We start from the raw sequence: 23,648 nt of genomic DNA on the forward strand, positions 1-23,648 counted from the left end.
TTAAATGAGGCGTTGCGGCGATACCGTGAGATCAACCTCGCCATCCGCAAGGGTGGCACGCAGCGCCTGGCCGATGTGGGTCTGGCTCGCGCGGGTGATGGCGCTGCCCTCCAGGTCCGCCAGCCAGGCATAGCCGCGCTGCAGGACCAGCCGCGGATCGAGCAGCTCGAGGCGCAAACGCGCGCGCGCCAGCCGCTCCTGCGCGGCCGCCGCCGCGCGTCGCACCTTTTCAGGGAAATTGGCCTCCAGCCCTTGTACAAGGGACGCTTTATGCTGCAAATCCGATAGCGCACCGTAGCGCAGGCGCTGCGCCTGATGGCCCAAACGCAGCTGCTGGCGAGCGAGCAATGCGGACGGCCGGCCGAGCCTGGAGGCCGCCAGATCGACACGCTGGCTCTGGCTGTCGATCTGCCGCAGCAGCGCGTCGTGCAGCCGCTCCCCCGCCAGCGCCAGCGCCCCGAGCCAGACCTCACGCGGCTGCGCCACCAGCTCGGCGGCGGCGGTCGGCGTGGGCGCGCGCAGGTCGGCGCAGAAGTCGGCGATGGTGAAATCGGTCTCATGGCCAACGCCGCTGACCAGTGGTACCGGGCTTTTAGCTATGGTGCGCGCGAGCTGCTCGTCGTTGAAAGCCCACAAGTCTTCCATCGAGCCGCCGCCGCGCACCAGCAGGATCACGTCGATGCAAGGACTCTGCGTCGCGCCCTTTTTTGGAGCCAAATCGGCCGCAAGCCCTTGTCCAGAGGGCGTGAGGCGATACAGATTTGATAGCGCCCGGACCAGATCGGCCGGCGCGCCGGCGCCCTGCACCAGCGCGGGCGAGAGCACCACCGGGATGTGGGGCACGCGCCGCCTGAGTGCGGTCACCACGTCGTGCAGCGCGGCGGCGCCCAGCGAGGTGACGATGCCGATGCCGCGCGGCATGGCGGGCAGTTCGCGTTTGCGGGCGGCATCGAACAAGCCCTCCTGCTCCAGCCTGGCCTTGAGTTTGAGGAACTGCTCGAACAACGCGCCCTGCCCGGCCCGGCTCATGCTCTCCACGATCAATTGCAGGTCGCCGCGCTGCTCGTACACGCCCAGGCGCCCGCGCAACTCGACCAGTTCCCCATCGCGCGGCGCAAAGTCGAGCAGGCCAGCGGCGCGCCGGAACATGGCGCAGCGAATCTGGCCGGTTTCGTCCTTGAGCGAGAAGTAGCAGTGGCCGCTGGCCGCGCGTGAAAAATTCGAAATCTCGCCGCGCACCGCGACCGGGTTGAAGCGGGCGTCCAGCGCATCAGCAACGGCGCGGCACAGCGCGCCAACCTGCCAGATTCGCGGCGCCGTGACGGGGCTGGGCGCGTCAAGCATGGCTTGATTCGGGCCGCATCAAACGGCAACCCTCCACAGCGGCCCGCACCCTGCATGACAAAGTATCAGAGCCGTGCGCAAACGCAGATATCACCGTGCAAGTTATTGATTTCATTCACTATTTTTCAGCTCAAAATGTAAGCGATTTGTCACATTCACGCGCTGGCGCGGCCTGCGGCAGGGTGCGGACGTACTTCTCAACAAAGTTATCCACATTTTTTGTTGGTTTCTCAGAGGCATCGCGATGCGCCATTATCCGGGTCATGAAGAAGGCCCGCACGTACGGCAAGCCGGTTACTGCATCGGCCCACTGCGCGCGTGCCCTGCCAATGAGTTCCTCTCAAAAAACGGGCCCGGGTGAATCCGCCGGGTTGAGGCGAGTCTATCTTCAGTACATCTCACCAGACTTGACTTCGCCCCGCTTGATGGCTTCGGCGGTCTCGGCCTTGCGCTTGGCGCGGGCTTCGGCGCGCTCGGCCTTGGTGTACTTGCGAGCAGTGCCGGCGCTCTTGCTCTCGCCTTCCTTCGGCGCCATGTCTTTGGCGGCGGCAGCGCCTTCAGTTTTACGCTCTGCCTTGGCGGCAGCCTTCTCGGCCGGGGTGGCCGGGGCAGAAGGGGCCGCCATGGAACCCGTAGTGTCAGCTTCGCCGCCCTTGGCCTGGGCAAAAGTGCTCACGGCCAGCATCTGGGCCAGGGCGATACCCATAGTCAACATGATCTTGTTCATACCGGCTCCTTCGAGGATGGTTGAACAAACCAGTATATGAACACTTGCCGCATCAATCAAAAGAATGGAGGCATGTCTGCGAGTCAACCCGTTCAGCAATCAAGCCCCTGACCACCGGCCTAACCACTGAAGCTGGAATCAATGTAGAGATGTGAGGAGATCGCCAAAAAAAACGGACCCGGGTGGGTCCGCCTTTGTGCAGCGAGTGCGTCTTTCGGGTAGATTATTTCTCGCCAGGTACAGCTTGGAGTTCGCCACTCTTGACGGCAGCGGCTGCAGCAGCCTTGCGCTTGGCGTGGGCCGCCTTACGCTGCGCTTTGGTGGTCTTGCGCGCAGTGCCGGCACTCTTGGGCATGCCCTCTTGGGGCGTCTCTTCCTTGGCGGCAGCTTTGCCTTCAGCCTTGCGCTCGGTCCTGGCAGCGGCCTTCTCGGCGGGGGTCGCCGGGGCAGACGGAGCAGCCTTGGAGCCGGAAACGTCGGCTTGACCCGTCGAGGTTTGGGCAAAAGCGCTCACGGCCAGCATTTGGGCCAGGGCGATACTCAGAGGCAAAATGATTTTTTTCATACAGGGTTCTCCAGAGGGTTAAGGGAAGCGTTTTGAATACTACCAACTCTTCCTGCGCCGAAAAGCGATATATGAAGAGTTGTTGTAACAATCCAACGGGTTATTACGCATATTCCAAGCACTCTAACGCCGTATACGCATGCCCGGTTGACGCAGAATCTCGAGTAGATTTCCGAAGACATGCTGTGAGCCGCCATCAAGGTGACGATTGCTGGCGCCGGTACTCGCTGCGCTTCATCTCCAGATAGGCCGTCCGGTCCATCTCGTGCAGCTGGCGGGGGTATTTTTCGGTGGCCGCGAACCAGCTCTGCAACCTCTTTTCCAGCTGATTCGCCGGCGGCGCCGACAGCGCCCCCAGGTAGGCGTCGATGGCCAGGTAGTAGCGCATGGTGTTGCGCTCCACCAGGCCGCGCATGCCGCCAATGTAGGTTGGCTGGCTCCCGACCTGGGGCACGCCCAAGGTCGTAAAGCCCACCTTGCCGCGGCCCACGGTCGCCAGGTAGGCCTGCAACGCCATGTGGCTTACCGCGCCGTAACCGAAGGCGTAGCCCAGGTGCAGGAAGGTGTGGCCGCCCTCAATGGATACGGCCTCGAGCAGGATGCGGTAGTCGCTCGTGCCAAATGGGCCCGACGGTGCATCGAGCTCGATATCGAAATATTCCGGTGTGACTGTGACCGCGCGATAGGCAAACACCAGTTCGGAGGCGTCGGCCACCGGCTGATCGAACTTCTTGCCGACCCTCAGGTCCAGCTGGGTTGCCGCGCCTGTGGTCTTCGCGCGGCAGTACTTGGTGTTCAGGTGCAGGATCAGCACGTCGCACCAGTGCTCGGGGCTGTTCAGCGCATTGCTGACCGTGGCAAACGGGTAATCGACCACGGCATAGATGTCGCCCTCGCTTTGCTGCGAGGTCTCGACCGAGTCCAGGTGCAGCGGCCCGTTGAACTGGTTATTCGCCAGTTCGGGGCCCAGCGCCGCGTACCGGGTGCGCAGGACGGAGGGGCTGACCGCTTCGAGGCCGCCCGCCACGGCGGCGCCCGCCATGAGCAGCAGCGCGCACGCGAACCAGGCCCGAAGAAGGGCCGAGGGCCCGGCCCGACGCAGGGCCTTGCGCGAAGGATTCATCATCGACTGATTCTCCAAAATCCCGGAACGGTGGGCCATAATCCCATCCCGCACCCACGTACTTTTCCAGCGCTACCCACGCGCCCTATTCCAGAGCGGAGACTCCATTTGCTGTCCATCATACAAGCCGCCGGCTGGCCGATCTGGCCGCTGGTTGCCGCCTCCATCGTGGCGCTGGCCCTCGTCATCGAACGCTTTGCCAGCCTGAAAACCGCCAGGATTGCACCGCCCCGGCTACTCGACGAAGCCATTGCGGTGTCGCGCACCGCCGTGCCGGCGCCCGACGTGGTGACGCAGCTCGAGCAGAACTCGGCGCTCGGTGAAATCCTGGCCAGCGGCCTGCGCGCACTCAACATCGACCCGCGCTGCAGCGAGGCTGACCTGCGCGCCACGCTGGAGGGGGCCGGCCGCGCCGTCGCGCACCGGCTGGAGAAGTACCTGAGCGCGCTCGCCACCATCGCCTCGGCCGCGCCGCTGCTGGGACTGCTGGGCACCGTGATCGGCATGATCGAGATCTTCGGTTCGCAGTCGCCCGGCGGCCTCGGCTCGGCCGTTGGTGGCGCGGCGGGCGTCGGCAACCCGGCGCAACTCGCGCATGGCATCGCGGTGGCGCTGTACAACACGGCCTTCGGGCTGATCATCGCGATCCCATCGCTGATTTTCTGGCGCTACTTCCGCGGCCGCGTGGACGAATACCTGCTGACGCTGGAGCTCGCAGCCGAGCGGTTTGTGCGGCATCTGGCGACCTTGCGCCGGTAGAGGGATCCCGCCATGAACTTCCGGCCCAAATCGCGGGACGAGCCCGAGATCAACCTGATTCCGTTCATCGACGTGCTGCTGGTGATCCTGATCTTCCTGATGCTCACCACCACCTACAGCAAGTTCACCGAGATGCAGCTCAGGCTGCCGGTGGCCGACACCGAGGCGCAGCGCGACTACAACAAGGAAGTCATCGTGGCCGTGAGCAGCGACGGGCGCTACATGGTCAACAAGACGCCGATCGCGGGCCGCAGCGTCGAGGCCATCGCGGCGGCGCTGACCGAGGCGGCGCAAGCCGGCAGGGACACCGTGGTCATCATCAGCGCGGACGCCAGCGCCACGCACCAGTCGGTCATCACCGTGATGGAAGCGGCGCGGCGCAGCGGGCTGAACCAGATCACCTTTGCCACCCAGTCCTCGGCCAAGGCAGGCGCGAAGTAGCGCGATGCGGGATGCATTGCTGCGGGCCTGGACGCGACGCGGCGCGCTGGCCTGGCTGCTGTGGCCGCTTTCCCTGGTTTTCGGCGTGTTGAGCGCGACGCGGCGCACGTTGTACCGGACTGGCCTAGTCAAGACGCACCGCGTCGGCGGGCCGCCGCCGGTGGTTGTGGTCATCGGCAACGTGGTGGCGGGCGGCGCCGGCAAAACGCCGGTCGTCATGGCGCTGGTGCAACACTGGCAGGCGCGTGGACTCGTCGTCGGTGTGATCTCGCGCGGCTACGGGCGGCACACGACCGACTGCCGCGAGGCTCAAGGCGACAGCCTGGCCTCGGAAGTGGGTGACGAGCCCGCCCTGATCCGGCGTTCCACAGGCACTCCAGTTTTTGTAGCACGCCGGCGCATTGACGCGGCCCGGGCCCTGCTCGCGGCCCACCCTGCCACCCAGGTGATCGTCAGCGACGACGGCCTACAGCACTACGCGCTCCGGCGCGACATCGAGATTTGCGTGTTTGACGACCGCGGCGCCGGCAACGGTTTCCTGCTGCCCGCAGGCCCGCTGCGCGAGTCCTGGCCGCGCCCGGTCGATCTGGTACTGCACAGCGGAGCGCACCCCGCCTTTGCCGGCTTCACCTCAAAGCGCGCACTGGCCGATTTCGCCGTCCGGCAGGACGGCACGCGGCTGCCCCTGGCGCAGTTGCAGGGCCAGCCGCTGCTCGCCGTGGCGGCCATCGCGCGGCCCGAGGAGTTTTTCAGCATGCTGCGCGCACGCGGCCTGACTCTGACGCACACCATCGCGTTGCCCGATCACTACGATTTTGATAGCTGGATGCCAACGCCCGATAAGGGCTACACCCTGATTTGTACCGAAAAAGACGCGGTCAAACTGTGGCGCGGCCATCCCGCTGCACTGGCCGTTCCATTGCAATTTGCGCCCGAGCCGGCCTTTCTCGCGGCCGTCGATGCGCTGCTGGATGCAAAGCTATCATCACCGCACACAGCCACCTCAGAGACACCCGCCCATGGACATCAAACTTCTTGAACTGCTGGTCTGCCCCGTGACCAAGGGCCCGCTCGACTACGACCGTGCGCACCACGAGCTGATCTCGCGCAGCGCCCGGCTCGCCTATCCGGTGCGCGACGGCATTCCGGTCCTGCTGGAGGACGAGGCGCGCACCTTGAGCGACGACGAACTGGAGAAGCTGCCCAAGCGCACACCACTGGTGGAATGAGGCAAGAGACCTGTTGACATGAGCTTCACCGTCCTGATTCCAGCCCGGCTGGCCTCGACCCGGCTGCCGAACAAGCCGCTGGCCGACCTCGGCGGCGTGCCAATGGTCGTGCGGGTGGCGCAGCGCGCCCTGCAGTCTGGCATGGCAGGCAGGGGCGGCGTGCCGGCGGTGCGCGTGGTGGTGGCGGGCGACAGCGCGCAGATCGTCAGCGCCTGCCGGGCCCATGGCGTCGAGGCGGTGTTGACCCGCGCCGACCACTCTTCGGGCAGCGACCGGCTGGCCGAAGCCTGTGATCTGCTCGGTTTGTCGGACGACGATATCGTGGTCAATGTGCAGGGCGACGAGCCCCTGATCGAGCCGTTGCTGATCGATGCCGTGGCCGAACTGCTGCTGCAGCGCCCCGAGGCCGCCATGAGCACGGCGGCGCACGCCATCGATACGCTGGCGGATTTTGTCAACCCGAATGTGGTCAAGGTGGTGCTGGACCGCCAGGGACTGGCACTGTACTTCAGCCGCGCCCCGATCCCGTGGTGGCGCGATGGCGCCGCGCAAGGCGTCACGCAACTGCCACCGGCGGCGCCGCTGCGGCATATCGGCATCTACGGCTACCGCGCCGGTTTTCTGCGCGAGTTCCCCAGGCTGGCGACAGCGCCCATCGAAGACGCCGAGGCGCTGGAGCAACTGCGCGCCCTGTGGCACGGCTACCGCATTGCCGTGCACGTGACGCAGCATGCCCCCGGCCCGGGCGTCGATACGCCGCAAGATCTGGAGCGCGTGCGCAAACTGTTTGCCTCGTAGAGCCCCCACGCTTGCCACTTCGTGTGTTGCGTTGCCCCCCATGGGGGCCGAACTTGCTCGGGGGCGGCCCTTCGCTGCGTTAGCATCGGCGCGGCGTAAGCCAGCCTGAAGCTCCTGCGTGCTATTCTTGCCGCCAATGAAGCGTCGCGGGATCCGTTGCAGGTTCCAGATCCCAGCGATGCCACCTGGTTTACCAAATTCGAGGAGATTCATGAGACTGATTCTGTTAGGCGCCCCCGGCGCGGGCAAAGGCACGCAGGCCACGTTCATCTGCCAGAAATACGGCATCCCGCAAATCTCCACGGGCGACATGCTGCGCGCCGCGGTCAAGGCCGGCACGCCGCTGGGCCTGCAGGCCAAGGCCGTGATGGACTCGGGTGCGCTGGTCAGCGACGACATCATCATCGGACTGGTGAAGGAGCGTATCGCCCAGAGCGACTGCGCCAACGGCTTTCTGTTCGACGGCTTTCCGCGCACCATTCCGCAGGCCGATGCGATGAAGGCGGCGGGCGTCAAGCTCGACTACGTGCTGGAAATCGACGTGCCCTTTGACGCCATCATCGAACGCATGAGCGGGCGCCGCTCGCACCCGGCCTCGGGCCGCACTTACCACGTCAAGTTCAATCCGCCCAAGGTGGCCGGCAAGGATGACGTGACCGGTGAGCCTTTGATCCAGCGCGACGACGACAAGGAAGAAACCGTGAAGAAGCGGCTCGAGGTGTACAGCGCGCAGACCCGCCCGCTGGTGGACTACTACGCCGGCTGGGCCAAGGCCGAGCCCGCTGCTGCGCCCAAATACCGTGCCATCAGCGGCACCGGCAGCGTGGAAGACATCACGGCGCGCGCGTTTGCGGCGCTGGAGAACTAGAGCCCCCACGCTTGTCGCTGCGCGTACTGCGCTGCCCCCCGAGGGGGCTGAACTTGCTCGGGGCGGCCCTTCGCTGCGTTCGCGCTGCGGCGCCCTCCGTCAAGCGGGCATCAGCGCCAGCATCAGCGCCACGCGGGCCTTCACGGCAGACAGGCCCTGCGAATCGGGAATGGCGTCACCGGGCTGGCCCAGCACGCGGCCGTTGGGGCAGCGGCTGGCGCGCACCACCTTGACACCGGCGCGCTGGGCTTTGAGCAGCGCAGCCTGCAGGTCATGGTGCAGCGTGCCGTTGCCGGTGGCAGCCACCACCAGGCCCTGCACGCCCTGCGCCACCAGCGCATCCACCACGGCGCCACTGGCGCCGGCGTAGTTCATGACGATCTCGACGCGCGGCCACCGTGCGAAATTCGCTATATTTTCAATAGCATACTGTGCTGAACCCATATGGGCTTCTGGCCAATTTCGTAGCAAACGCAGCGCACCCTCCTCCACATAGCCGAGCGGCCCGGCATCGCCCGAGTTGAAGGCATCGATCCGGTAGGGATGCACTTTTTGCACGTCGAACGCGCTGTGGAGGGTGCCCGCACACACCGCCACCACGCCGCGCGCGCCGGGGTGCATGGCCACCGCCACCGCGTCCAGCACATTCTGCGGCCCGTCGGGCGTCACAGCCGTGGCCGGGCGCATGGCGCAGGTCAGCACCACCGGCTTGGCTGGATTGAGGACGGTCTGCAGGAAGTACGCGGTCTCCTCCAGCGTATCGGTGCCATGGGTGATGACGATGCCCTGCACTTCGGGCTGTGCCAGCCAGTGCGCCACGCGGCTGGCCAACTGCTGCCAGACGCCAAAACTCATGTCCTTGCTGTCGATCTGCGCCACCTGTTCGGTGATCAGCGCACGCCCGGCGAGGACCGAGGACAGGGCCGGAATGGCCTGCAGCAGCTGCGCCACGCCCACCTGTGCGGCCGTGTAGCCAATGTTGTCGGCGGCGCTGTCCGCCGTGCCGGCAATCGTGCCGCCCGTGCCCAGTACCACGATTTTTTTGTCGCTTTGTTGCGCCATGACTTGCAAACTTTCAAAAACTGGTTAAAAATACAGCTACTGGATATTAAAACAGTAACTGCCATCCGGGCCCTGTTTCAAACGCAGTCCAAGGAGTCATCATGATCGACCAGACGCCGTTCCCGCCCAAGCTCACCGCCCGCCAGCAACAGATTCTGGACCTGATCCAGAGCGCCATTGCGCGCACCGGTGCGCCGCCCACACGCGCCGAAATCGCCGCCGAGCTCGGTTTCAAGTCCGCCAATGCGGCAGAAGAGCATCTGCAGGCGCTGGCCCGCAAAGGCGTGATCGAGCTCGTCAGCGGCACCTCGCGCGGCATTCGCCTCAAAAGTGACGCGCTGCGCTCCATCAACGAATCGCGCTTCAAGCAGTTCTCCCTGCCACTGCAAGGCCTGGCGCAATTGGCGCTTCCATTGGTTGGGCGGGTGGCCGCCGGCTCCCCGATTCTCGCGCAGGAGCATGTGGACCAGACCTACTACGTGGAGAGCAGCCTGTTCCAGCGCAAGCCGGACTACCTGCTCAAGGTGCGCGGCATGTCCATGCGCGACGCCGGCATCATGGACGGCGACCTGCTGGCCGTGCAGGCCACCAAAGACGCCAAGAATGGCCAGATCGTGGTGGCGCGGCTGGGCGACGAAGTCACGGTCAAGCGCTTTCGGCGCAACAAGCACCTGATCGAGCTGCACGCCGAGAACCCCGACTTCCAGACCATCATCGTCGAGCCCGGCGAGCCGTTCGAGATCGAGGGCCTGGCCGTGGGACTGATCCGCAACACCATGCTCATGTAGGTTCAAGTTGCCGCTCCAGGTGACGGGCGTTTGACGGCTGCCGCAATGCAGCAGATCACAACCCTGGCGCGGCGATGTTTCAAGCAATCCTGTCTGTGTTCGACCCTCTTTTTTGATTGAAAGGTTTCACATGGGACTCGCATTGTTCACCGCCTCCAGGCTCTTCGCACCACTTCACGACGCCATTCACTGGCTCATGCCGGGCATGGCCCAACCCGCCTGCGCACAACGGCCGGCGATGACCCGGCTCGACCGGAGCGCTATCAGTTCAATAGCTTCTCATGCCCACTCCATAAGGGCTGCAGGCCGAAATCATTCGAATACAAGCACGCACAAGCCGCTGCGCGTATGGCGTGTGGTGGACGCCAACTCGGCGCCAGCCAGTGCCGGGCGGATGGTCATCTCTGGCCGCATGGCGGATGTATGCGCCGAACTGGAACGGCTGGCCGCCTTTGAGGCAACCCTGCACTGAGCCTCAGGCCTTTGCGCCCAGCAAATAATCGCGCTTGCCAATCTCCACCCCGTTATGCCGCAGGATGTCATAGGCGGTGGTCACGTGGAAGAACAGGTTCGGCAAAACCCAGCGCGTGAGGTAGGCCTCACCCTTCATGGTGTGGGTGGCGTCGCGCCCGACCGGGAAAGTGATGTCCTTGTCTTCCGTTCCATCCAGCGCGCCGGCAGGCACTGTAGCCAGGTAATCCAGCGTCTTTTGAATCCGCGCCTTCAGCTCGGGGATGGTGGATTCAAAGTCTTCGAACTTGGGTGCTTCCATGCCGGCCAGCCTGGCAACGCCATTTTTTGCGGTGTCGCAGGCGATCAGGACTTGCCGCGTAAAAGGCAGCATGTCGGGGGCCAGCCGGTACTGCATCAGGATCGAAGCGTCGAATTTTTTTGCATCGGCACACGCTTGTGCCTTGTCCAGCAAATGACTCAGGTTGCCCAGCATGGTGGTAAAGACCGGCAGACTGGCGGATGACATGGAAATTGACATGGTGATGGGTCCTGGTAACGAATGGAAAGGTATGCAGCCAGCGGTGTGAGGCGCTGGGCAGCTGTGAGCCGGTACACCGGGAGCCAAGGCACAATGGCGCTATGAACATAGTGATTCTTGACGATTACCAGGACGCGGTTCGCAAACTGCAGTGTGCCAGCAAACTCGACGCCTACTCTGCCAAGGTCTTTACCAACACCGTGAAGGGCATGGGCCAACTCGCGGTCCGACTCAAGGATGCCGACGTGATCGTCCTGATCCGCGAGCGCACCCAGTTCAGCCGCCAACTGATCGAAAAATTGCCAAAGCTCAAGCTGATTGCCCAAACCGGCAAGGTTGGCCGCCATATTGATGTCGCGGCATGCACCGAGCGGGGCATCGCCATTGCCGAAGGCGTGGGCTCGCCGCTGGCGCCGGCCGAACTGACATGGGCGCTCATCATGGCGGCGATGCGCCGCCTGCCACAGTACATTTCCAATCTCAAGCACGGCGCCTGGCAGCAATCGGGGCTCAAGACCGCCTCGATGCCACCGAACTTCGGCATCGGCAGCGTGCTGCATGGCAAGACCCTGGGCATCTGGGGCTACGGCAAGATCGGACGCATCATCGCCGGCTACGGCAAATGCTTCGGCATGCATGTGATGGTCTGGGGTAGCGAGGCCTCGCGCAGCAAGGCCGTCAGCGATGGGCTGCTGGCAGCGGGTAGCCGCGAAGAATTCTTCTCCAGCGCCGATATCCTGTCGGTGCACCTGCGGCTCAATGACCAGACCGACGGTATCGTCACCCTCGACGATTTGTCACGCATGCGGCCCACCGCCCTGTTCGTGAACACGGCCCGGGCCGAGTTGATCGAGCCGGACGCGCTGATCTGCGCGCTCAACCGCGGCCGCCCCGGCATGGCGGCCGTGGATGTGTACGAGACCGAGCCGCCGCTGCAGGGCCATGCCCTCCTGCGCCTGGAAAACTGCATTTGCACGCCGCACATCGGCTATGTCGAGCAAGGCAGCTACGAGATGTACTTCAGCGCGGCATTTGACAATGTCGTCAACTTCATCAAGGGCACGCCCACCAACATCGTCAACCCCGGCGCGCTGCAGGTGCGTCGATAGCGACCTCCCGGCAGAACTCTGGACGCCTTTGGCGGCACCTCGGGGTCTCAAGGGCCGCAGGGGTCGCTCAAATCAATATCGAGCCCCAATCGGGGAGACGGCGGCGGCGGTGTCAAGGGAGGCACGGTGTCAGGCAACGTCGCGGTGGCACGGGGGGCCGCCAGGTGCTTGTCGGCGCCCGTTGAAACAGCCACCTCCCTGGCAATCGAGAACAGCAGCAGCAATTCGCGGTAAGCCTCCGGATCAAACGGTTCCCCTTCAGCGTCGCCGGTGCCGGGCCGACGAAAAATCGAAGCTTCAATGACGTCAAGAACCTGAATGCAGGGCCAGAGCGCTTCTATGCGGGACAACGCGGCCGGGTACGCCTCAAGCCCTTTGCTGGCATCGCTGAATGCGCCAAACGGCGGCACCTGCACGTTGAAGGCCCGGGTGAAGTCCACGCGCAGGCGCTCGTAGTCGTCCCTGAGATCGAACCTGTGGTAGATGCCGAGCAGGTCAAGGTAGGCCAGCGGACTGGTGCCGGTGTTGTCGCCGATGTGCTGCCTCAGCAACTCGATGGCCTGCTCATGCTGGCCCAGGGAGACAAAAAAATCGGCCTGCTGCTGGATATCGAACAGTTCTTCGGCATTCACCGCCCGCGCCGCCGGCGCCATGCTGGGAGAGAAGTCCGAGGACGGCCTGGCAGGGGGATGTTTAAGAGGGTCGTCATCCCCTGACTTTGCAACCCGCCCCGCCATCGGCTGGTTGCCACCGAACCGGCCATTCCGAGGAGAAGGAGTTTGGGGAAGTTGCTCGCTGAGCGGACTCACAATGGTGGCGCCAAGGGGGCCCAAAACCTCTTCGTCATGAGCCGCCAAACCGCGGCCATCGCCCCGCCAGGATCGACGGCCCGGGGCTCGCGCCCGGCGCATCTGCCACCCAAGGTAGGCCGCCACACCGACTGCTGCCGCCAGCAAGGCCAGCAACGCGTACACCAGCGCGTTACTGAACCGCCGGTCTGCGGCCCTTTGCAGTTGTATGCTGAGCTCCAGCAGACTGGCCTGGTTTTTCAGGCTCTGGGCGCGCAGCGTGTTCATGTCGGCCTCCAGCGCCTGCATTCTTAGCGCATCGTGCAATGCATCCTGCGGCTGGACATTCAGGGTGCGCCACATGGCGGCCGCTTCCGCGCGTTTGGGGTCGTTCTCGGCAGGAGGCCTTTGCAGCGCACTGGAGACCCTGAGATCAGGGGCAGGTTCTGCCAGCAGGTCCAGCTTGAGCCGTGCCTTGTTGGAGGCGATCTCTTCGCGCGCGGGCTTGCCGGCCGTCGACGCAGCCGCCTTGGGCGAGACAGTGGAATGTGCGACACGGCGCCGCGGCGGACGGCGGATGTGTGAGCGTGCGACGCGCCGGGCACCCGGGGCTGCCCCCGGACTTCGCGTGGCGACAGCCTGGCCGGCGTCCGGCGAAGTCGGGCCCGAGTCGGGATTCAAACCGGAAGATGCATTGCTGCCGCCACTGCTCTGCGACAGGCCCGGCGCGGCAAGCGACGCTGGAGCCACCATGGCAACGTTCGGCGCATCCGCCAGCAAAACGTAGCGCCGCGTCACGGCCCCGGCACATCCCACGCGCAGATTCACCGTCACCACGGGCTCGTCCACCGCGACCGTCGAGCGGATCCGCACGATGACCTCCTGGCGAGCCGACGCCGCCTGCGGCGCAATGCTGACCCGGCTGGCGCCCAACCGGGTGTCGGCATATAAAACATCGCCATCAAAGCACAGGGAAGAGGCGTCTTCGCCCGCTTCAAGTGCCACCGGCACAGAAACGTCAAGTGGCTGACCGACCAGCGCGGCCCCCCGCATGGCGCCCAAGGTGAGCGCATGACCGCTCAACGCGGCAAGCAACAGAGCGCCGCCAGCGGCAAAGTTACGGATATTCACAGTCGGGTCCATCAAGTAACAAGAATTCTGACATAGCCGCCACGCTACGTGCTGCGTGATAATGCCCCGCATGAAACCTGTCTATACAAATGTGGGAATAGTGGGCGCCGGGGCCATGGGCCGGGGCATCGCCCAGATCGCGGCGCAAGCCGGAAGCACCGTCAAGCTGTTTGACACCCAGCCCGGGGCCGTTGCCAAGGCGCGCGACGCGGTCTTCGCGCAGTGGGACAAGCTGCAGGAAAAGGGCCGCATGGATGCGGCCCAGGTTGCCGGCCAGAAAGCCCGCTTGCTGGCGACGGATTCGCTGCAGTCGCTGTCCGACTGCGACCTGATCATCGAGGCGGTAGTGGAGCGGCTGGACATCAAGAAAGCGCTGTTCTCGGAACTTGAGAGTCTGGTGCGTCCGGGCGCGGTACTGGCCACCAATACGTCATCGCTGTCCGTCACCGCCATTGCCGCAGGGTTGAAGCGCCCGCAGCAGTTTGCGGGCTATCACTTTTTCAACCCGGTGCCCCTGATGAAGGTGGTCGAGGCCGTTGCCGGACTCAAAACCGATCCCGCCATCTGCGCCAACCTGGCAGCCTATGCGAAGCAGATGGGCCATACCGCCGTGCAGGCCCAGGATACCCCCGGCTTCATCGTGAATCACGCGGGGCGCGGCTACGGCACCGAAGCCCTGCGCATCGTAGGCGAAGGCGTCGCCGATTTCGTCACCATTGACCGCATCTTGAGAGACCAGGCCGGCTTTAAACTCGGGCCGTTCGAGTTGATGGATCTGACAGCGCTGGACGTTTCGCATCCGGTGATGGAGTCCATCTACCAGCAGTACTACGAGGAACCGCGCTACCGCCCCAGTGTGATCACGGCGCAGCGGCTGGCCGCCGGCGTCGTCGGCAAGAAGGTCGGCGAGGGTTTTTACCGCTATGTAGACGGTGTCGCCCAAATCAGCCCCGAGCCCCCAGCTCCGCAAGTGGACGAAATGCCGCCAGTGTGGGTGTCACCGCGCGCGGCCCGTCGCGCAGAACTGCTCGCGTTGCTGAAATCCCTTGGGGCTTCGATTGAAACCGGCGCATCGCCGTCGCCCGCTGCGCTGACGCTGGTCGCCCCTCTGGGGTTCGATGTCACCACCGTTGCCGTGGTCGAACGACTCGACCCTGCGCGCACCATCGGCATCGACATGCTGGTGGACGATGCTGCCACCAAACGCCGCGTGCTGGCTACCAATCCGGCCACGCGTAGCGACATGCGAGATGCGGCCCATGCCCTGTTCGCGCGCGACGGCAAGGCCGTCAGCGTGATCCGCGACAGCGGTGGCTTTGTGACGCAGCGCGTCGTCGCCACCATCATCAACATCGCGGCCGATATGTGCCAGCAGCGCATTTGCTCGCCCAAAGACCTGGAGACCGCCGTGACGCTGGGCCTGGGTTATCCCCTGGGGCCGCTGGCCATGGGCGATCGCTACGGCCCCGCCAATGTGCTGGAGGTGCTGTTCAACATGCAGACCGTCTATGGCGATCCGCGCTATCGTCCCAGCCCGTGGCTGCGGCGCCGCGGCGCGATTGGCCTGAGCCTGCTGCATGAAGAATCGTGATACCTTGCAGAACAGATCTTCAGCCCTGTCCTCAACTCACTAAATCATGCCCGCTGAACTCAAAAGCACCAGCCATGGCCAGACCATGGTGCTCACGCTGAGCAATCCGGAGCATCGCAATGCCCTGGGGCCGGATATCTATGCCGCGGGCGTCGAGGCCCTGAATGTGGCCGAGTCCAGCGCGGATGTGCGCAGCGTCGTCCTTGTGGGTGAAGGAGCGATCTTCAGTGCGGGCGGCAATCTGCAGCGCCTGCTGGCCAACCGGCAACAGCCACCGGACTACCAGGCGCAAAGCATCGAAGGGCTGCACAGCTGGATCGAGGCCATCCGCGCTTTCCCCAAGCCGGTGATCGCGGCGGTGGAAGGTGCGGCGGCGGGCGCCGGGTTCTCGCTGGCACTGGCTTGCGATTTGCTGGTTGCCGCCACCAACGCGGTATTCGTGATGGCGTACAGCAACATCGCCCTGTCGCCCGACGGCGGCGGCAGCTGGAGCCTCGCCCGCGCCCTGCCCCGTCAACTGGTCACCGAGCTGATGATGTGCGGTGAACGGATCAGCGCGCAGCGCCTGCATGAGCTGGGCGTGGTGAATCGGCTGGCCGATGCGGGCGGCGCGCTGACCGAGGCCCTGGCGCTCGCCGCGAGCCTGAACGCCCGGGCGCCGAATGCGCTGGCGAGCATCAAGGAGCTGGTCAATGAGGCGTCGCACAACACTTTGAGCGGCCAGCTTGCAGCCGAGCGCGATCACTTTGTACGGAACCTGCACCACGCCAATGCCGGGATCGGGATCGCCGCCTTTTTGAGCAAGCAGACGCCACGCTTCGAATAGCCGCCGGCATTTGCCCCGGCCTTGAATAAGGCAGACACTCAGGTGACATCCCCAATGCGGCCGCCTGGTCCCGCACGCGACAATGGAGGCGTTATCAGTCACCCAAAAGACAGGCTATGGACGACCCCATTCTTACCATCGAAGAACGTGAAGCGATCAACTCCGGTCGCTGGTTTTCATCACTTTCTCCATCGCTACGACACGACATTCTTCGATGCGCCTACGTCAAACGTTACAAGGACGGCGAGCTGATTGCTGCGCGCGGCGATCCGCCGGAGGAGTGGATTGCCTGTGCCCGGGGTGCCGTCAGGGTCAGTTCGACTTCCATCTCGGGCAAGCAGATCACCCTGACCTACGTGGAGCCGGGCATCTGGTTTGGCGATGTGTCCATTTTCGACGGCGACCGGCGCACCCACGATGCCTATGCGCACGGCGAGACCACCATCCTGTGCGTGGCCAAAACCGATTTCAAGAAGATTCTCGCGGCGCATGTGGAACTCTACGAAGCCATGCTGCGCCTGCATGCCCGCCGCATTCGCCAGTTGTATGGCCTGGTGGAAGACCTCAATACATTGCCCCTGCGCGCCCGTCTGGCCAAGCAGTTGCTGCATCTGGTGCGCAGCTATGGCGTGCCGAGCCTGTCGGACAGCAGCGAAGTGCGTATCGGCCTGCATCTGGCGCAGGAAGAACTGGCGCAGTTGCTGGGAGCCTCGCGCCAGCGGGTCAACCAGGAACTCAAGGCCATGGAGCGCGAGGAAGCCATTCGCATCGAGCCGGCTGGATTGACGATCCGAAACCGCGATGCGCTCATGCGCATCGTTGATGCAGACAACTGAAACCATAAATCTCCCACCATGAGCGACTTTGATCATTTCGTCGGCACCCGCCCTGTTTCTGACCAGCATCTGTTCGACGTGGCGGCCCTGACTGCCTGGCTGGATGCCAACCTGGAAGGATTTGCCGGCCCCTTGAGCGTTGAGATGTTCAAGGGTGGCCAATCCAACCCCACCTACAAACTGATCACGCCCGGACAAAGCTACGTGATGCGTGCCAAACCCGGGCCGGTCGCCAAGCTGCTGCCGTCGGCTCATGCGGTGGAGCGCGAGTTTGCCGTGATGAGCGGCCTGCAGGGTACCGATGTGCCGGTGCCGCGCATGTACTGCCTGTGCGAAGACGAGTCCGTCATCGGACGGGCGTTCTACATCATGGAGTTCATGCAGGGCCGCGTGTTGTGGGACCAGGCCCTGCCCGACATGGACCGGGCCGCGCGCGGCGCCATCTACAACGAAATGAACCGCGTCATCGCGGCGCTGCACAAGGTTAAATACGCCGAGCGCGGCCTCGCGAACTATGGCAAACCCGGCAATTATTTCGAACGCCAGATCGGTCGCTGGAGCAAGCAATACGTGGCCTCCATCACCCAGCCGATTCCCGAGATGGACCAGTTGATGCAATGGCTGCCCGCGCACATTCCGGCCAGCGCGCTGGACGCGAGCAAGGTCAGCATCGTGCACGGCGACTTCCGGCTCGACAACCTCATGTTCCATCCCACCGAGCCGCGCGTGCTGGCGGTGCTGGACTGGGAGCTGTCCACGCTGGGCCATCCGCTGGCCGACTTCAGCTACCACTGCATGGCCTGGCACATTCCGCCGGGCGCGTTCCGCGGCATCGGCGGACTGGATGTGGCCAGCCTCGGCATTCCGACCGAAGACGAGTACATCCGCCTGTATTGCGAACGCACCGGGCTGAGCACCCCCGAGGCGCTCAAGGCCGACTGGAACTTCTACATGGCCTACAACCTGTTCCGCCTCGCGGCCATTTTGCAAGGGATCGCCAAACGCGTGGAGACAGGAACCGCCTCCAGCGCGCAGGCCGCGAAGTCGGCCGCCGGCGTTGTCCCGCTGGCGCAAATGGCCTGGAAATTTGCCCGCCAAGCCTGAGCCCCATTCATTCACCTCAACCCCGAGACACCAGGAGCCCTTATGGATTTCGAATACACCCCCAAAGTCAAGGCCATGCAGGCGCGCCTGCTCAAGTTCATGGACGAGCACATTTACCCGAATGAAGCCCGTTTCTTCCGCGAGATTGCCGAAAACCGGGCCAAGGGCAATGCCTGGATCCCGACCACCATCATCGAAGAACTCAAGCCCAAGGCCCGTGCCGCAGGGCTTTGGAACCTGTTTTTGCCGCACTCGCCGCGTGCGCCGGAGGGGTTGTCCAACCTCGAATACGCGCCGCTGTGCGAGATCATGGGCCGCGTGCCCTTTGCGCCCGAAGTCTTCAACTGTTCGGCCCCCGATACCGGCAACATGGAAACCATCGAGCGTTACGGCTCCGAGGCCAACAAGGACCACTGGCTGGAGCCTCTGCTCAAGGGTGAAATCCGCTCGGCCTTCTTGATGACCGAGCCGGAAGTGGCGTCATCGGACGCCACCAACATCCAGTGCAGCATCCGCCGCGAAGGTGACGAATATGTGATCAATGGCCGCAAATGGTGGTCGTCCGGTGCCGGCGACCCACGCTGTGCCATCTACATCGTGATGGGCAAGACCAACCCCGATGCCGGACGCCATGAGCAGCAGTCGATGATTCTGGTGCCCGCCAATGCGCCCGGCATCAAGGTGCTGCGCCCCTTGTCGGTATTTGGTTACGACGATGCGCCGCATGGCCACATGGAGGTGCTGCTGGAGAACGTGCGCGTGCCGGCATCGAACCTGCTGCTGGGCGAAGGCCGTGGCTTCGAGATCGCCCAGGGGCGCCTTGGCCCGGGACGCATTCACCACTGCATGCGCTCGATCGGCATGGCCGAGCGTGCGCTGGAGCTGATGTGCAAGCGCCTGAACACGCGCGTGGCGTTTGGCCGCGAGATTGCCCGCCAGTCGGTCTGGCAGGAGCGCGTGGCCGAGGCCCGCTGCATGATCGAGCAGGCGCGCCTGCTCACGCTCAAGGCCGCCTACATGATGGACACGGCTGGCAACAAGGTGGCCAAGGCCGAGATCGCGATGATCAAAATCGTCGCGCCCACCATGGCCTGTCAGATTATCGACTGGGCCATCCAGGCCCACGGCGGCGGCGGCGTGTCGGACGACTTCCCGCTGGCCTACGCCTACGCACACCAGCGCACGCTGCGCCTGGCCGACGGCCCGGACGAAGTGCACCGCGCCTCGCTCGCCAAGCTGGAGTTTGCCAGGCACCTGCTGGTGCACGGCGAAGTCCAGATGCCGATTACGCGCGGGGGTTGAGCCCTCACGCTTGCCACTGCGTGTGCTGCGCTGCCCCCCGAGGGGGGCTGAACTTGCTCGGGGCGGCCCTTCGCTGCGTTCCTGAGCCAGCACAAGGTGGCAGCCGGGAGGAAAATGGCCCCTTTGCAAAGGAGTCTCTCCGTGATTGAAATTTTCTCCTGGCCAACACCCAATGGCCACAAGATCCACATCATGCTGGAGGAATGTGGCCTGCCCTACCGGGTGCATCCAGTCAACATCGGCGCTGGCGACCAGTTCAAGCCGGATTTTCTCAAGATCAGCCCGAACAACAAGATCCCCGCGATGACCGATCCGCAGGGACCGGAAGGCAGGCCGATTTCGCTGTTCGAGTCGGGGGCCATCCTGTTGTACCTGGCCGCAAAGACGGGCAGGTTCCTGCCCCAAAGCGATCACCAGAAATACGAAGTACTACAGTGGCTGATGTTCCAGATGGGCAGCATTGGTCCCATGCTCGGTCAGGCTCATCATTTCAGGACGTATGCGCCCGAAAAACTGGAATACGCGATCAACCGCTACACCAATGAAGCCAAACGTCTCTACGGCGTCATGGACAGACAGCTGGGCAAGAACCCCTACATCGCCGGCAGCCAGTACACGATCGCCGACATCGCCATCTTCCCGTGGCTGCGCAGCTGGCAAAACCAGGGCATCGACTGGGCGGACTACCCGCACCTCAAAGCCTGGTTCGACAAAATCGCACAGCGCCCGGCCGTCATGCGCGGCGTACAGGTGCTGGCGGATTTGCGCAGGCCCATTACCGGTGACAAGGAGCGGGAGATATTGTTTGGAGCAACCCAGTATCAAAAGCGATGACTGATCCCCGCAGGGAGTCGAAAATCAGGCTGTAATCCGCATGAATGCTGGAAGCAAGGGCATTTGCGGGTTCATGTTCGTTAATTGATTTCGCCAAAATTCGTTGAGCTCAGGTCAGACTGCTCCACAGCGTTCACGCGGGCAAGCGCATCGGGAGTCTCGAAATTCACGCGGGTAGCACGAGGGGCCTGCATCGCAGCGAGCGCAGCTTGCCGGTCAACCGAACGCCAGTACATGGCCGTGACGATGATCCCGTGCCGTCTCTCGGCCAGCCGGATGACCAGCGATTCGACGTCCAATTGCCGTGCTGGGCCGCCCTGCAGGGGTGCCGATGTATCCATCAAAACGGCGAACTTGTTGCCTTTTCGGCTCAACGAGAGAACCTTGAATTTGTAGCTTCCCGAAAGAACCTCGGACAGGAGCATCGCATCACGCACTATCTTGAACACCAGCTCGCGATTGGCAACCATCCTGGCGCGTGCTGCTGCCTGTTGCCCACGTTCGGACCGACGAGCCGCAGAATCACCGGCGACGCGAGAACGTTCAGATCTCCTCTTGGCTTGAGACGGGAGTTTGAAAAACAGATTGAACAAGGAAAGCAAAGAGAACTCCGCAAGGACGGGACTCGCCCCTGCTTCTTGATCATGCAAATTGCCCCCTCATTTTTCTGGTTTGGAAAAGTGTACCAACAGGGCCGCGGCATCCGGCGCGCCGCTCGCGAACAGAACGAAATTTAGACAGCACTGTTGTATAGGCGCACCTGCCTATCGAGCCGGTTAGAACCTTGGAGCTAATCGCAGAGGTGCTCCGCGAAATGCCCTCCGATCGGTGCAGCGCCATCCGAGAGCTGGCCGGCCACCTACATCGCGACAGAATCTAAAATGTGAGTGGGACTCGCCCGAGGCCAGACCTGCACAGGTATCGCACGTGCGATGCATTCCGTGGCGCCGCCGGCGGACCCGAGAGGAACACACATGACCACTGATAGCGCCCTTTTGCCTGACATCGTCGATAACCTGCCGGAGATGCTGGCGCTGCGCCACCGAATCCATGCACACCCCGAACTGGCCTACGAGGAGTTCGCCACCAGCGATCTCGTCACCGAGAAGCTGCAGGTCTGGGGCTACGCCATCCATCGCGGCTTGGGCGGCACAGGCGTGGTCGCCACTTTGACGAAGGGCCATGGCAGCAAGGCGATCGGCGTGCGCGCGGACATGGACGCACTGCCCATTCACGAAACCACCGGCCTGCCCTATGCCAGTACGGTCGGCGGCAAGATGCACGCCTGCGGCCACGACGGCCACACCGCCACGCTGCTGGCGGCGGCGCGCCACCTGGCGCAGCGGAGCGACTTCAACGGCACCGTGCACCTGATTTTCCAGCCGGCCGAAGAAGGCCAGGCCGGCGCGCGCAAGATGATCGAGGACGGCCTGTTCGAGAAGTTTCCGTGCGATGCGGTCTTCGCGTACCACAACATGCCGGGCTTCCCGGCTGGCAAATTCGGTTTCCTCGCCGGCAACTTCATGGCTTCGTCCGACACTGTGATCGTCACGGTCAGGGGCCGGGGCGGCCATGGCTCGGCGCCGCACATGTCGATCGACGCCGTGGTGGTGGCGTCGTACATCGTCATCGCGCTGCAGAGCATTGTCTCGCGCAATGTCGATCCACGGCAGATGGCGGTCATCAGCGTCGGCGCCATCCATGCCGGCAATGCGCCCAACGTGATCGCCGATACGGCCGAGATGCGCCTGACTGTGCGGGCCTACAGCCCCGAGGTGCGCGCCCAGTTGCGCGAACGCATCACCACGCTGGTGCAGGCACAGGCGCAAACACTGGGCGCCAGCGCGGAAATCGACTACCAGTGGCGCTACCCGGCGCTGCAGAACGATCCGGCCATGACCGCGTTCGCGCGCCAGGTCGCGATCGACCACTTCGGCGAGGCGTCGCTGATCCCCGACATGGAGCCGCTGACCGGCAGCGAAGACTTCTCCTTCATGCTCGAAGAAAAGCCGGGCTGCTACTTCACGATCGGCAACGGGGACGGCGAAGGCGGCTGCATGGTGCACAACCCCGGCTACGACTTCAACGACGCGATCCTGCCAATCGGCGCCAGCTACTGGGTCAGACTGGTCGAGCGCTTCCTTGCCTGAAGCAGTTGCTCCGGACGTGAGACGGTTTGAAATGCAGATTTGGCCTGCCCGGAGGGGATCGAACCCCCGACCCACAGCTTAGAAGGCTGTTGCTCTATCCAACTGAGCTACGGGCAGATGGAAAAAAGGCCCACGGAGTGAGCCTTTTTCATTGATAAATGGTCGGGGCGAAAGGATTCGAACCTTCGACCCTCTGGTCCCAAACCAGATGCGCTACCAGGCTGCGCTACGCCCCGACAGCGGGTATTCTACCGTGAGAGCCGCGTGACAACGGCCGCATCGGTCCGCAAAATCAGCCCGGGTGCAAAACAACCGCGGCGAGCCGAACGACGTAAGGTACCCGCCAACGCTTGTTATCCAGAAAGAGATTGCAATGACCGCACGCATCATCCGGCTCGGCACACCCAGAGCGGCTGACGAGGGCCTTCGCATCGGCACGGTCAGGCGACCACCGCGCGGCGTGCCCAAGGCCGAGTTCTCGTCGCAGAATTGGTATGACGTGTGGTACCCCAATCTCGCCCCCAGCGTGGAGACCATGAAGTTCGCACAGGCCGCCCAGCATGACCAGCCTGGTGGCGATCGCGAGTGGGCGACCTTCAGAAAAAAATACCGCGCGGAAATGGCCGAACCGGATGCCAGCCGCAGCCTGGACCTGCTCGCTGCGCTGTCCCACCACGCCAACTTCGCCATGGGTTGCTATTGCGAAGACGAGGCGCATTGCCACCGCTCGCTGCTGCGCGAACTGCTCAGCGAGCGAGGTGCCAAGTTGGGGTGAACACCAAACACTACGGTCGCGCGGCGCACCGGTACCGGAACATCGAGATCGACAGCCCTGGTGACCGCAGGTAGTATCGCGCTTGATTCGCCACCAGCCCACGCGGCGCCTGCTTCTGAACGTTTTCAGGAACATTCAATGACCTTGATTGCCAATACCCTCGTCGCCCTTCTTGCCTTGCTGCACGTCTACATCCTCGTGCTTGAAATGTTTCTCTGGGACAAGCCGTTGGGGCTCAAGGCCTTCAATCAAACACCGGCCACCGCGGCACAAACCAAGGTGCTGGCGGCCAACCAGGGGCTGTACAACGGCTTTCTCGCTGCCGGCTTGTTTTGGGGTTTGAGCCTGGGCCAGGCCGGGTTCCCCATTAAGCTATTTTTTTCAGTGTGCGTGTTGGTGGCCGGCGTGTACGGCGCGGCTACGGCATCCCGCAAGATCCTGTTTGTACAGGCGCTGCCTGCCGCCCTGGCGCTGATCTTTCTGTTACTGGGCTGATCTCGGGTAGAT

At 63.8% G+C, this 23,648-nt stretch carries 26 protein-coding genes and 2 tRNA genes; 18 read left to right on the forward strand and 10 right to left on the reverse strand.

Going from position 1 to position 23,648, the window contains the following annotated elements; translation table 11 throughout:
• The 4 genes from xseA to B0E49_RS06025 form a co-directional block, all read right to left on the reverse strand.
• Positions 1 to 1,344: an exodeoxyribonuclease VII large subunit gene (xseA, locus tag B0E49_RS06010; RefSeq protein ID WP_077561183.1), complete on the reverse strand. Its 1,344-nt coding sequence runs from the start codon at positions 1,342 to 1,344 to the stop codon at positions 1 to 3.
• A 388-nt stretch (positions 1,345 to 1,732) separates the two neighbouring features.
• Positions 1,733 to 2,071 (reverse strand): hypothetical protein, encoded by a 339-nt coding sequence (locus B0E49_RS06015; RefSeq protein ID WP_077561184.1) that lies wholly within the window; start codon positions 2,069 to 2,071, stop codon positions 1,733 to 1,735.
• A 223-nt stretch (positions 2,072 to 2,294) separates the two neighbouring features.
• A complete protein-coding gene (locus B0E49_RS06020; RefSeq protein ID WP_077561187.1) occupies positions 2,295 to 2,636 on the reverse strand; it encodes a hypothetical protein in 342 nt (113 codons plus the stop codon).
• Between the two features lie 196 nt (positions 2,637 to 2,832).
• On the reverse strand, positions 2,833 to 3,762 hold the full coding sequence (locus B0E49_RS06025) for a hypothetical protein (RefSeq protein ID WP_286137831.1): 930 nt from the start codon (positions 3,760 to 3,762) through the stop codon (positions 2,833 to 2,835).
• A gap of 105 nt (positions 3,763 to 3,867) precedes the next feature.
• Between B0E49_RS06025 and B0E49_RS06030 the strand changes: the two genes are divergently transcribed.
• The 6 genes from B0E49_RS06030 to adk all read left to right on the forward strand — a co-directional run bounded on the left by B0E49_RS06030 (position 3,868) and on the right by adk (position 7,854).
• Entirely contained in the window at positions 3,868 to 4,518 is a 651-nt protein-coding gene (locus tag B0E49_RS06030; protein WP_077561189.1) for a MotA/TolQ/ExbB proton channel family protein, read from the forward strand.
• Between the two features lie 12 nt (positions 4,519 to 4,530).
• On the forward strand, positions 4,531 to 4,959 hold the full coding sequence (locus B0E49_RS06035) for an ExbD/TolR family protein (protein ID WP_077561191.1): 429 nt from the start codon (positions 4,531 to 4,533) through the stop codon (positions 4,957 to 4,959).
• 4 nt (positions 4,960 to 4,963) lie between these two features.
• The gene (gene lpxK, locus B0E49_RS06040; RefSeq protein WP_077561193.1) at positions 4,964 to 5,998 is read left to right on the forward strand and encodes a tetraacyldisaccharide 4'-kinase; all 1,035 of its coding nucleotides are present in this window, start codon (positions 4,964 to 4,966) and stop codon (positions 5,996 to 5,998) included.
• The gene (locus B0E49_RS06045; RefSeq protein WP_077561195.1) at positions 5,979 to 6,188 is read left to right on the forward strand and encodes a Trm112 family protein; all 210 of its coding nucleotides are present in this window, start codon (positions 5,979 to 5,981) and stop codon (positions 6,186 to 6,188) included. The genes lpxK and B0E49_RS06045 overlap by 20 nt, the downstream gene beginning before the upstream one ends.
• 18 nt (positions 6,189 to 6,206) lie before the next feature.
• Complete coding sequence (gene kdsB, locus B0E49_RS06050) at positions 6,207 to 6,986, forward strand: 3-deoxy-manno-octulosonate cytidylyltransferase (RefSeq protein WP_077561197.1); 780 nt, start codon at positions 6,207 to 6,209, stop codon at positions 6,984 to 6,986.
• 211 nt (positions 6,987 to 7,197) lie between these two features.
• Complete coding sequence (gene adk, locus B0E49_RS06055; RefSeq protein WP_077561198.1) at positions 7,198 to 7,854, forward strand: adenylate kinase; 657 nt, start codon at positions 7,198 to 7,200, stop codon at positions 7,852 to 7,854.
• 99 nt (positions 7,855 to 7,953) lie between these two features.
• On the opposite strand, the gene B0E49_RS06060 is transcribed toward adk, so the two are convergent.
• Complete coding sequence (locus B0E49_RS06060; RefSeq protein WP_077561199.1) at positions 7,954 to 8,916, reverse strand: asparaginase; 963 nt, start codon at positions 8,914 to 8,916, stop codon at positions 7,954 to 7,956.
• Positions 8,917 to 9,017: 101 nt separating this feature from the next.
• Here B0E49_RS06060 and lexA point away from each other — a divergent pair, with 101 nt between their 5' ends.
• Both lexA and B0E49_RS06070 read left to right on the forward strand, forming a co-directional pair.
• Positions 9,018 to 9,704: a transcriptional repressor LexA gene (lexA, locus tag B0E49_RS06065; protein WP_077561201.1), complete on the forward strand. Its 687-nt coding sequence runs from the start codon at positions 9,018 to 9,020 to the stop codon at positions 9,702 to 9,704.
• Positions 9,705 to 9,834: 130 nt separating this feature from the next.
• On the forward strand, positions 9,835 to 10,176 hold the full coding sequence (locus B0E49_RS06070; RefSeq protein ID WP_077561203.1) for a hypothetical protein: 342 nt from the start codon (positions 9,835 to 9,837) through the stop codon (positions 10,174 to 10,176).
• Between the two features lie 3 nt (positions 10,177 to 10,179).
• Here the strand turns inward: B0E49_RS06070 and B0E49_RS06075 are convergent, their stop codons facing one another.
• The gene (locus B0E49_RS06075) at positions 10,180 to 10,695 is read right to left on the reverse strand and encodes a DUF1993 domain-containing protein (RefSeq protein WP_077561205.1); all 516 of its coding nucleotides are present in this window, start codon (positions 10,693 to 10,695) and stop codon (positions 10,180 to 10,182) included.
• Between the two features lie 101 nt (positions 10,696 to 10,796).
• On the opposite strand from B0E49_RS06075, the gene B0E49_RS06080 reads away from it, so the two are divergent.
• Positions 10,797 to 11,804 carry a D-2-hydroxyacid dehydrogenase family protein gene (locus B0E49_RS06080; protein ID WP_077561207.1) on the forward strand — a complete coding sequence of 336 codons (1,008 nt, stop codon included), beginning with the start codon at positions 10,797 to 10,799 and terminating at the stop codon, positions 11,802 to 11,804.
• Positions 11,805 to 11,851: 47 nt separating this feature from the next.
• Here the strand turns inward: B0E49_RS06080 and B0E49_RS06085 are convergent, their stop codons facing one another.
• On the reverse strand, positions 11,852 to 13,723 hold the full coding sequence (locus B0E49_RS06085) for a type IV pilus assembly protein FimV (RefSeq protein WP_144264460.1): 1,872 nt from the start codon (positions 13,721 to 13,723) through the stop codon (positions 11,852 to 11,854).
• Positions 13,724 to 13,793: 70 nt separating this feature from the next.
• Between B0E49_RS06085 and B0E49_RS06090 the strand changes: the two genes are divergently transcribed.
• The 6 genes from B0E49_RS06090 to B0E49_RS06115 all read left to right on the forward strand — a co-directional run bounded on the left by B0E49_RS06090 (position 13,794) and on the right by B0E49_RS06115 (position 20,216).
• Complete coding sequence (locus tag B0E49_RS06090) at positions 13,794 to 15,314, forward strand: 3-hydroxyacyl-CoA dehydrogenase (protein WP_077561305.1); 1,521 nt, start codon at positions 13,794 to 13,796, stop codon at positions 15,312 to 15,314.
• A 46-nt stretch (positions 15,315 to 15,360) separates the two neighbouring features.
• Positions 15,361 to 16,140 (forward strand): oxepin-CoA hydrolase, alternative type, encoded by a 780-nt coding sequence (locus B0E49_RS06095; RefSeq protein ID WP_077561212.1) that lies wholly within the window; start codon positions 15,361 to 15,363, stop codon positions 16,138 to 16,140.
• A 116-nt stretch (positions 16,141 to 16,256) separates the two neighbouring features.
• Positions 16,257 to 16,976, forward strand: a complete 720-nt coding sequence (locus B0E49_RS06100; RefSeq protein WP_077561214.1) for a Crp/Fnr family transcriptional regulator — start codon at positions 16,257 to 16,259, stop codon at positions 16,974 to 16,976.
• A gap of 18 nt (positions 16,977 to 16,994) precedes the next feature.
• The gene (locus B0E49_RS06105) at positions 16,995 to 18,080 is read left to right on the forward strand and encodes a phosphotransferase (RefSeq protein ID WP_077561216.1); all 1,086 of its coding nucleotides are present in this window, start codon (positions 16,995 to 16,997) and stop codon (positions 18,078 to 18,080) included.
• 42 nt (positions 18,081 to 18,122) lie between these two features.
• Positions 18,123 to 19,382, forward strand: a complete 1,260-nt coding sequence (locus B0E49_RS06110) for an acyl-CoA dehydrogenase family protein (protein ID WP_077561218.1) — start codon at positions 18,123 to 18,125, stop codon at positions 19,380 to 19,382.
• 141 nt (positions 19,383 to 19,523) lie between these two features.
• On the forward strand, positions 19,524 to 20,216 hold the full coding sequence (locus B0E49_RS06115; RefSeq protein WP_174571072.1) for a glutathione binding-like protein: 693 nt from the start codon (positions 19,524 to 19,526) through the stop codon (positions 20,214 to 20,216).
• Between the two features lie 80 nt (positions 20,217 to 20,296).
• Here B0E49_RS06115 and B0E49_RS06120 read toward each other — a convergent pair whose 3' ends face one another.
• Positions 20,297 to 20,866, reverse strand: a complete 570-nt coding sequence (locus B0E49_RS06120; protein WP_168175011.1) for a hypothetical protein — start codon at positions 20,864 to 20,866, stop codon at positions 20,297 to 20,299.
• A gap of 324 nt (positions 20,867 to 21,190) precedes the next feature.
• Between B0E49_RS06120 and B0E49_RS06125 the strand changes: the two genes are divergently transcribed.
• Positions 21,191 to 22,366 (forward strand): M20 aminoacylase family protein, encoded by a 1,176-nt coding sequence (locus tag B0E49_RS06125; protein ID WP_077561223.1) that lies wholly within the window; start codon positions 21,191 to 21,193, stop codon positions 22,364 to 22,366.
• Between the two features lie 40 nt (positions 22,367 to 22,406).
• Here B0E49_RS06125 and B0E49_RS06130 read toward each other — a convergent pair.
• Together B0E49_RS06130 and B0E49_RS06135 are read right to left on the reverse strand one after the other, a co-directional pair.
• Positions 22,407 to 22,483: transfer RNA gene (locus B0E49_RS06130), tRNA-Arg, on the reverse strand.
• 42 nt (positions 22,484 to 22,525) lie between these two features.
• A tRNA-Pro gene (locus B0E49_RS06135) sits at positions 22,526 to 22,602 on the reverse strand.
• 137 nt (positions 22,603 to 22,739) lie between these two features.
• Here B0E49_RS06135 and B0E49_RS06140 point away from each other — a divergent pair.
• Complete coding sequence (locus tag B0E49_RS06140; RefSeq protein WP_077561225.1) at positions 22,740 to 23,141, forward strand: DUF488 domain-containing protein; 402 nt, start codon at positions 22,740 to 22,742, stop codon at positions 23,139 to 23,141.
• A gap of 138 nt (positions 23,142 to 23,279) precedes the next feature.
• Positions 23,280 to 23,636 (forward strand): DUF1304 domain-containing protein, encoded by a 357-nt coding sequence (locus B0E49_RS06145; RefSeq protein ID WP_077561227.1) that lies wholly within the window; start codon positions 23,280 to 23,282, stop codon positions 23,634 to 23,636.
• Positions 23,637 to 23,648 lie beyond the last annotated feature (12 nt).

It is taken from the genome of Polaromonas sp. C04, assembly GCF_002002705.1.
GTDB lineage: Bacteria > Pseudomonadota > Gammaproteobacteria > Burkholderiales > Burkholderiaceae_C > Rhodoferax_A.

Coding starts and splice junctions, on each gene's coding strand:
- xseA (WP_077561183.1), bottom strand. CDS start 1,344: ATGCTTGACGCGCCCAGCCCCGTCACGGCGCCGCGAATCTGGCAGGTT.
- B0E49_RS06015 (WP_077561184.1), bottom strand. CDS start 2,071: ATGAACAAGATCATGTTGACTATGGGTATCGCCCTGGCCCAGATGCTG.
- B0E49_RS06020 (WP_077561187.1), bottom strand. CDS start 2,636: ATGAAAAAAATCATTTTGCCTCTGAGTATCGCCCTGGCCCAAATGCTG.
- B0E49_RS06025 (WP_286137831.1), bottom strand. CDS start 3,762: ATGATGAATCCTTCGCGCAAGGCCCTGCGTCGGGCCGGGCCCTCGGCC.
- B0E49_RS06035 (WP_077561191.1), top strand. CDS start 4,531: ATGAACTTCCGGCCCAAATCGCGGGACGAGCCCGAGATCAACCTGATT.
- lpxK (WP_077561193.1), top strand. CDS start 4,964: ATGCGGGATGCATTGCTGCGGGCCTGGACGCGACGCGGCGCGCTGGCC.
- B0E49_RS06045 (WP_077561195.1), top strand. CDS start 5,979: ATGGACATCAAACTTCTTGAACTGCTGGTCTGCCCCGTGACCAAGGGC.
- kdsB (WP_077561197.1), top strand. CDS start 6,207: ATGAGCTTCACCGTCCTGATTCCAGCCCGGCTGGCCTCGACCCGGCTG.
- adk (WP_077561198.1), top strand. CDS start 7,198: ATGAGACTGATTCTGTTAGGCGCCCCCGGCGCGGGCAAAGGCACGCAG.
- B0E49_RS06060 (WP_077561199.1), bottom strand. CDS start 8,916: ATGGCGCAACAAAGCGACAAAAAAATCGTGGTACTGGGCACGGGCGGC.
- lexA (WP_077561201.1), top strand. CDS start 9,018: ATGATCGACCAGACGCCGTTCCCGCCCAAGCTCACCGCCCGCCAGCAA.
- B0E49_RS06070 (WP_077561203.1), top strand. CDS start 9,835: ATGGGACTCGCATTGTTCACCGCCTCCAGGCTCTTCGCACCACTTCAC.
- B0E49_RS06075 (WP_077561205.1), bottom strand. CDS start 10,695: ATGTCAATTTCCATGTCATCCGCCAGTCTGCCGGTCTTTACCACCATG.
- B0E49_RS06080 (WP_077561207.1), top strand. CDS start 10,797: ATGAACATAGTGATTCTTGACGATTACCAGGACGCGGTTCGCAAACTG.
- B0E49_RS06090 (WP_077561305.1), top strand. CDS start 13,794: ATGAAACCTGTCTATACAAATGTGGGAATAGTGGGCGCCGGGGCCATG.
- B0E49_RS06095 (WP_077561212.1), top strand. CDS start 15,361: ATGCCCGCTGAACTCAAAAGCACCAGCCATGGCCAGACCATGGTGCTC.
- B0E49_RS06100 (WP_077561214.1), top strand. CDS start 16,257: ATGGACGACCCCATTCTTACCATCGAAGAACGTGAAGCGATCAACTCC.
- B0E49_RS06105 (WP_077561216.1), top strand. CDS start 16,995: ATGAGCGACTTTGATCATTTCGTCGGCACCCGCCCTGTTTCTGACCAG.
- B0E49_RS06110 (WP_077561218.1), top strand. CDS start 18,123: ATGGATTTCGAATACACCCCCAAAGTCAAGGCCATGCAGGCGCGCCTG.
- B0E49_RS06125 (WP_077561223.1), top strand. CDS start 21,191: ATGACCACTGATAGCGCCCTTTTGCCTGACATCGTCGATAACCTGCCG.
- B0E49_RS06140 (WP_077561225.1), top strand. CDS start 22,740: ATGACCGCACGCATCATCCGGCTCGGCACACCCAGAGCGGCTGACGAG.
- B0E49_RS06145 (WP_077561227.1), top strand. CDS start 23,280: ATGACCTTGATTGCCAATACCCTCGTCGCCCTTCTTGCCTTGCTGCAC.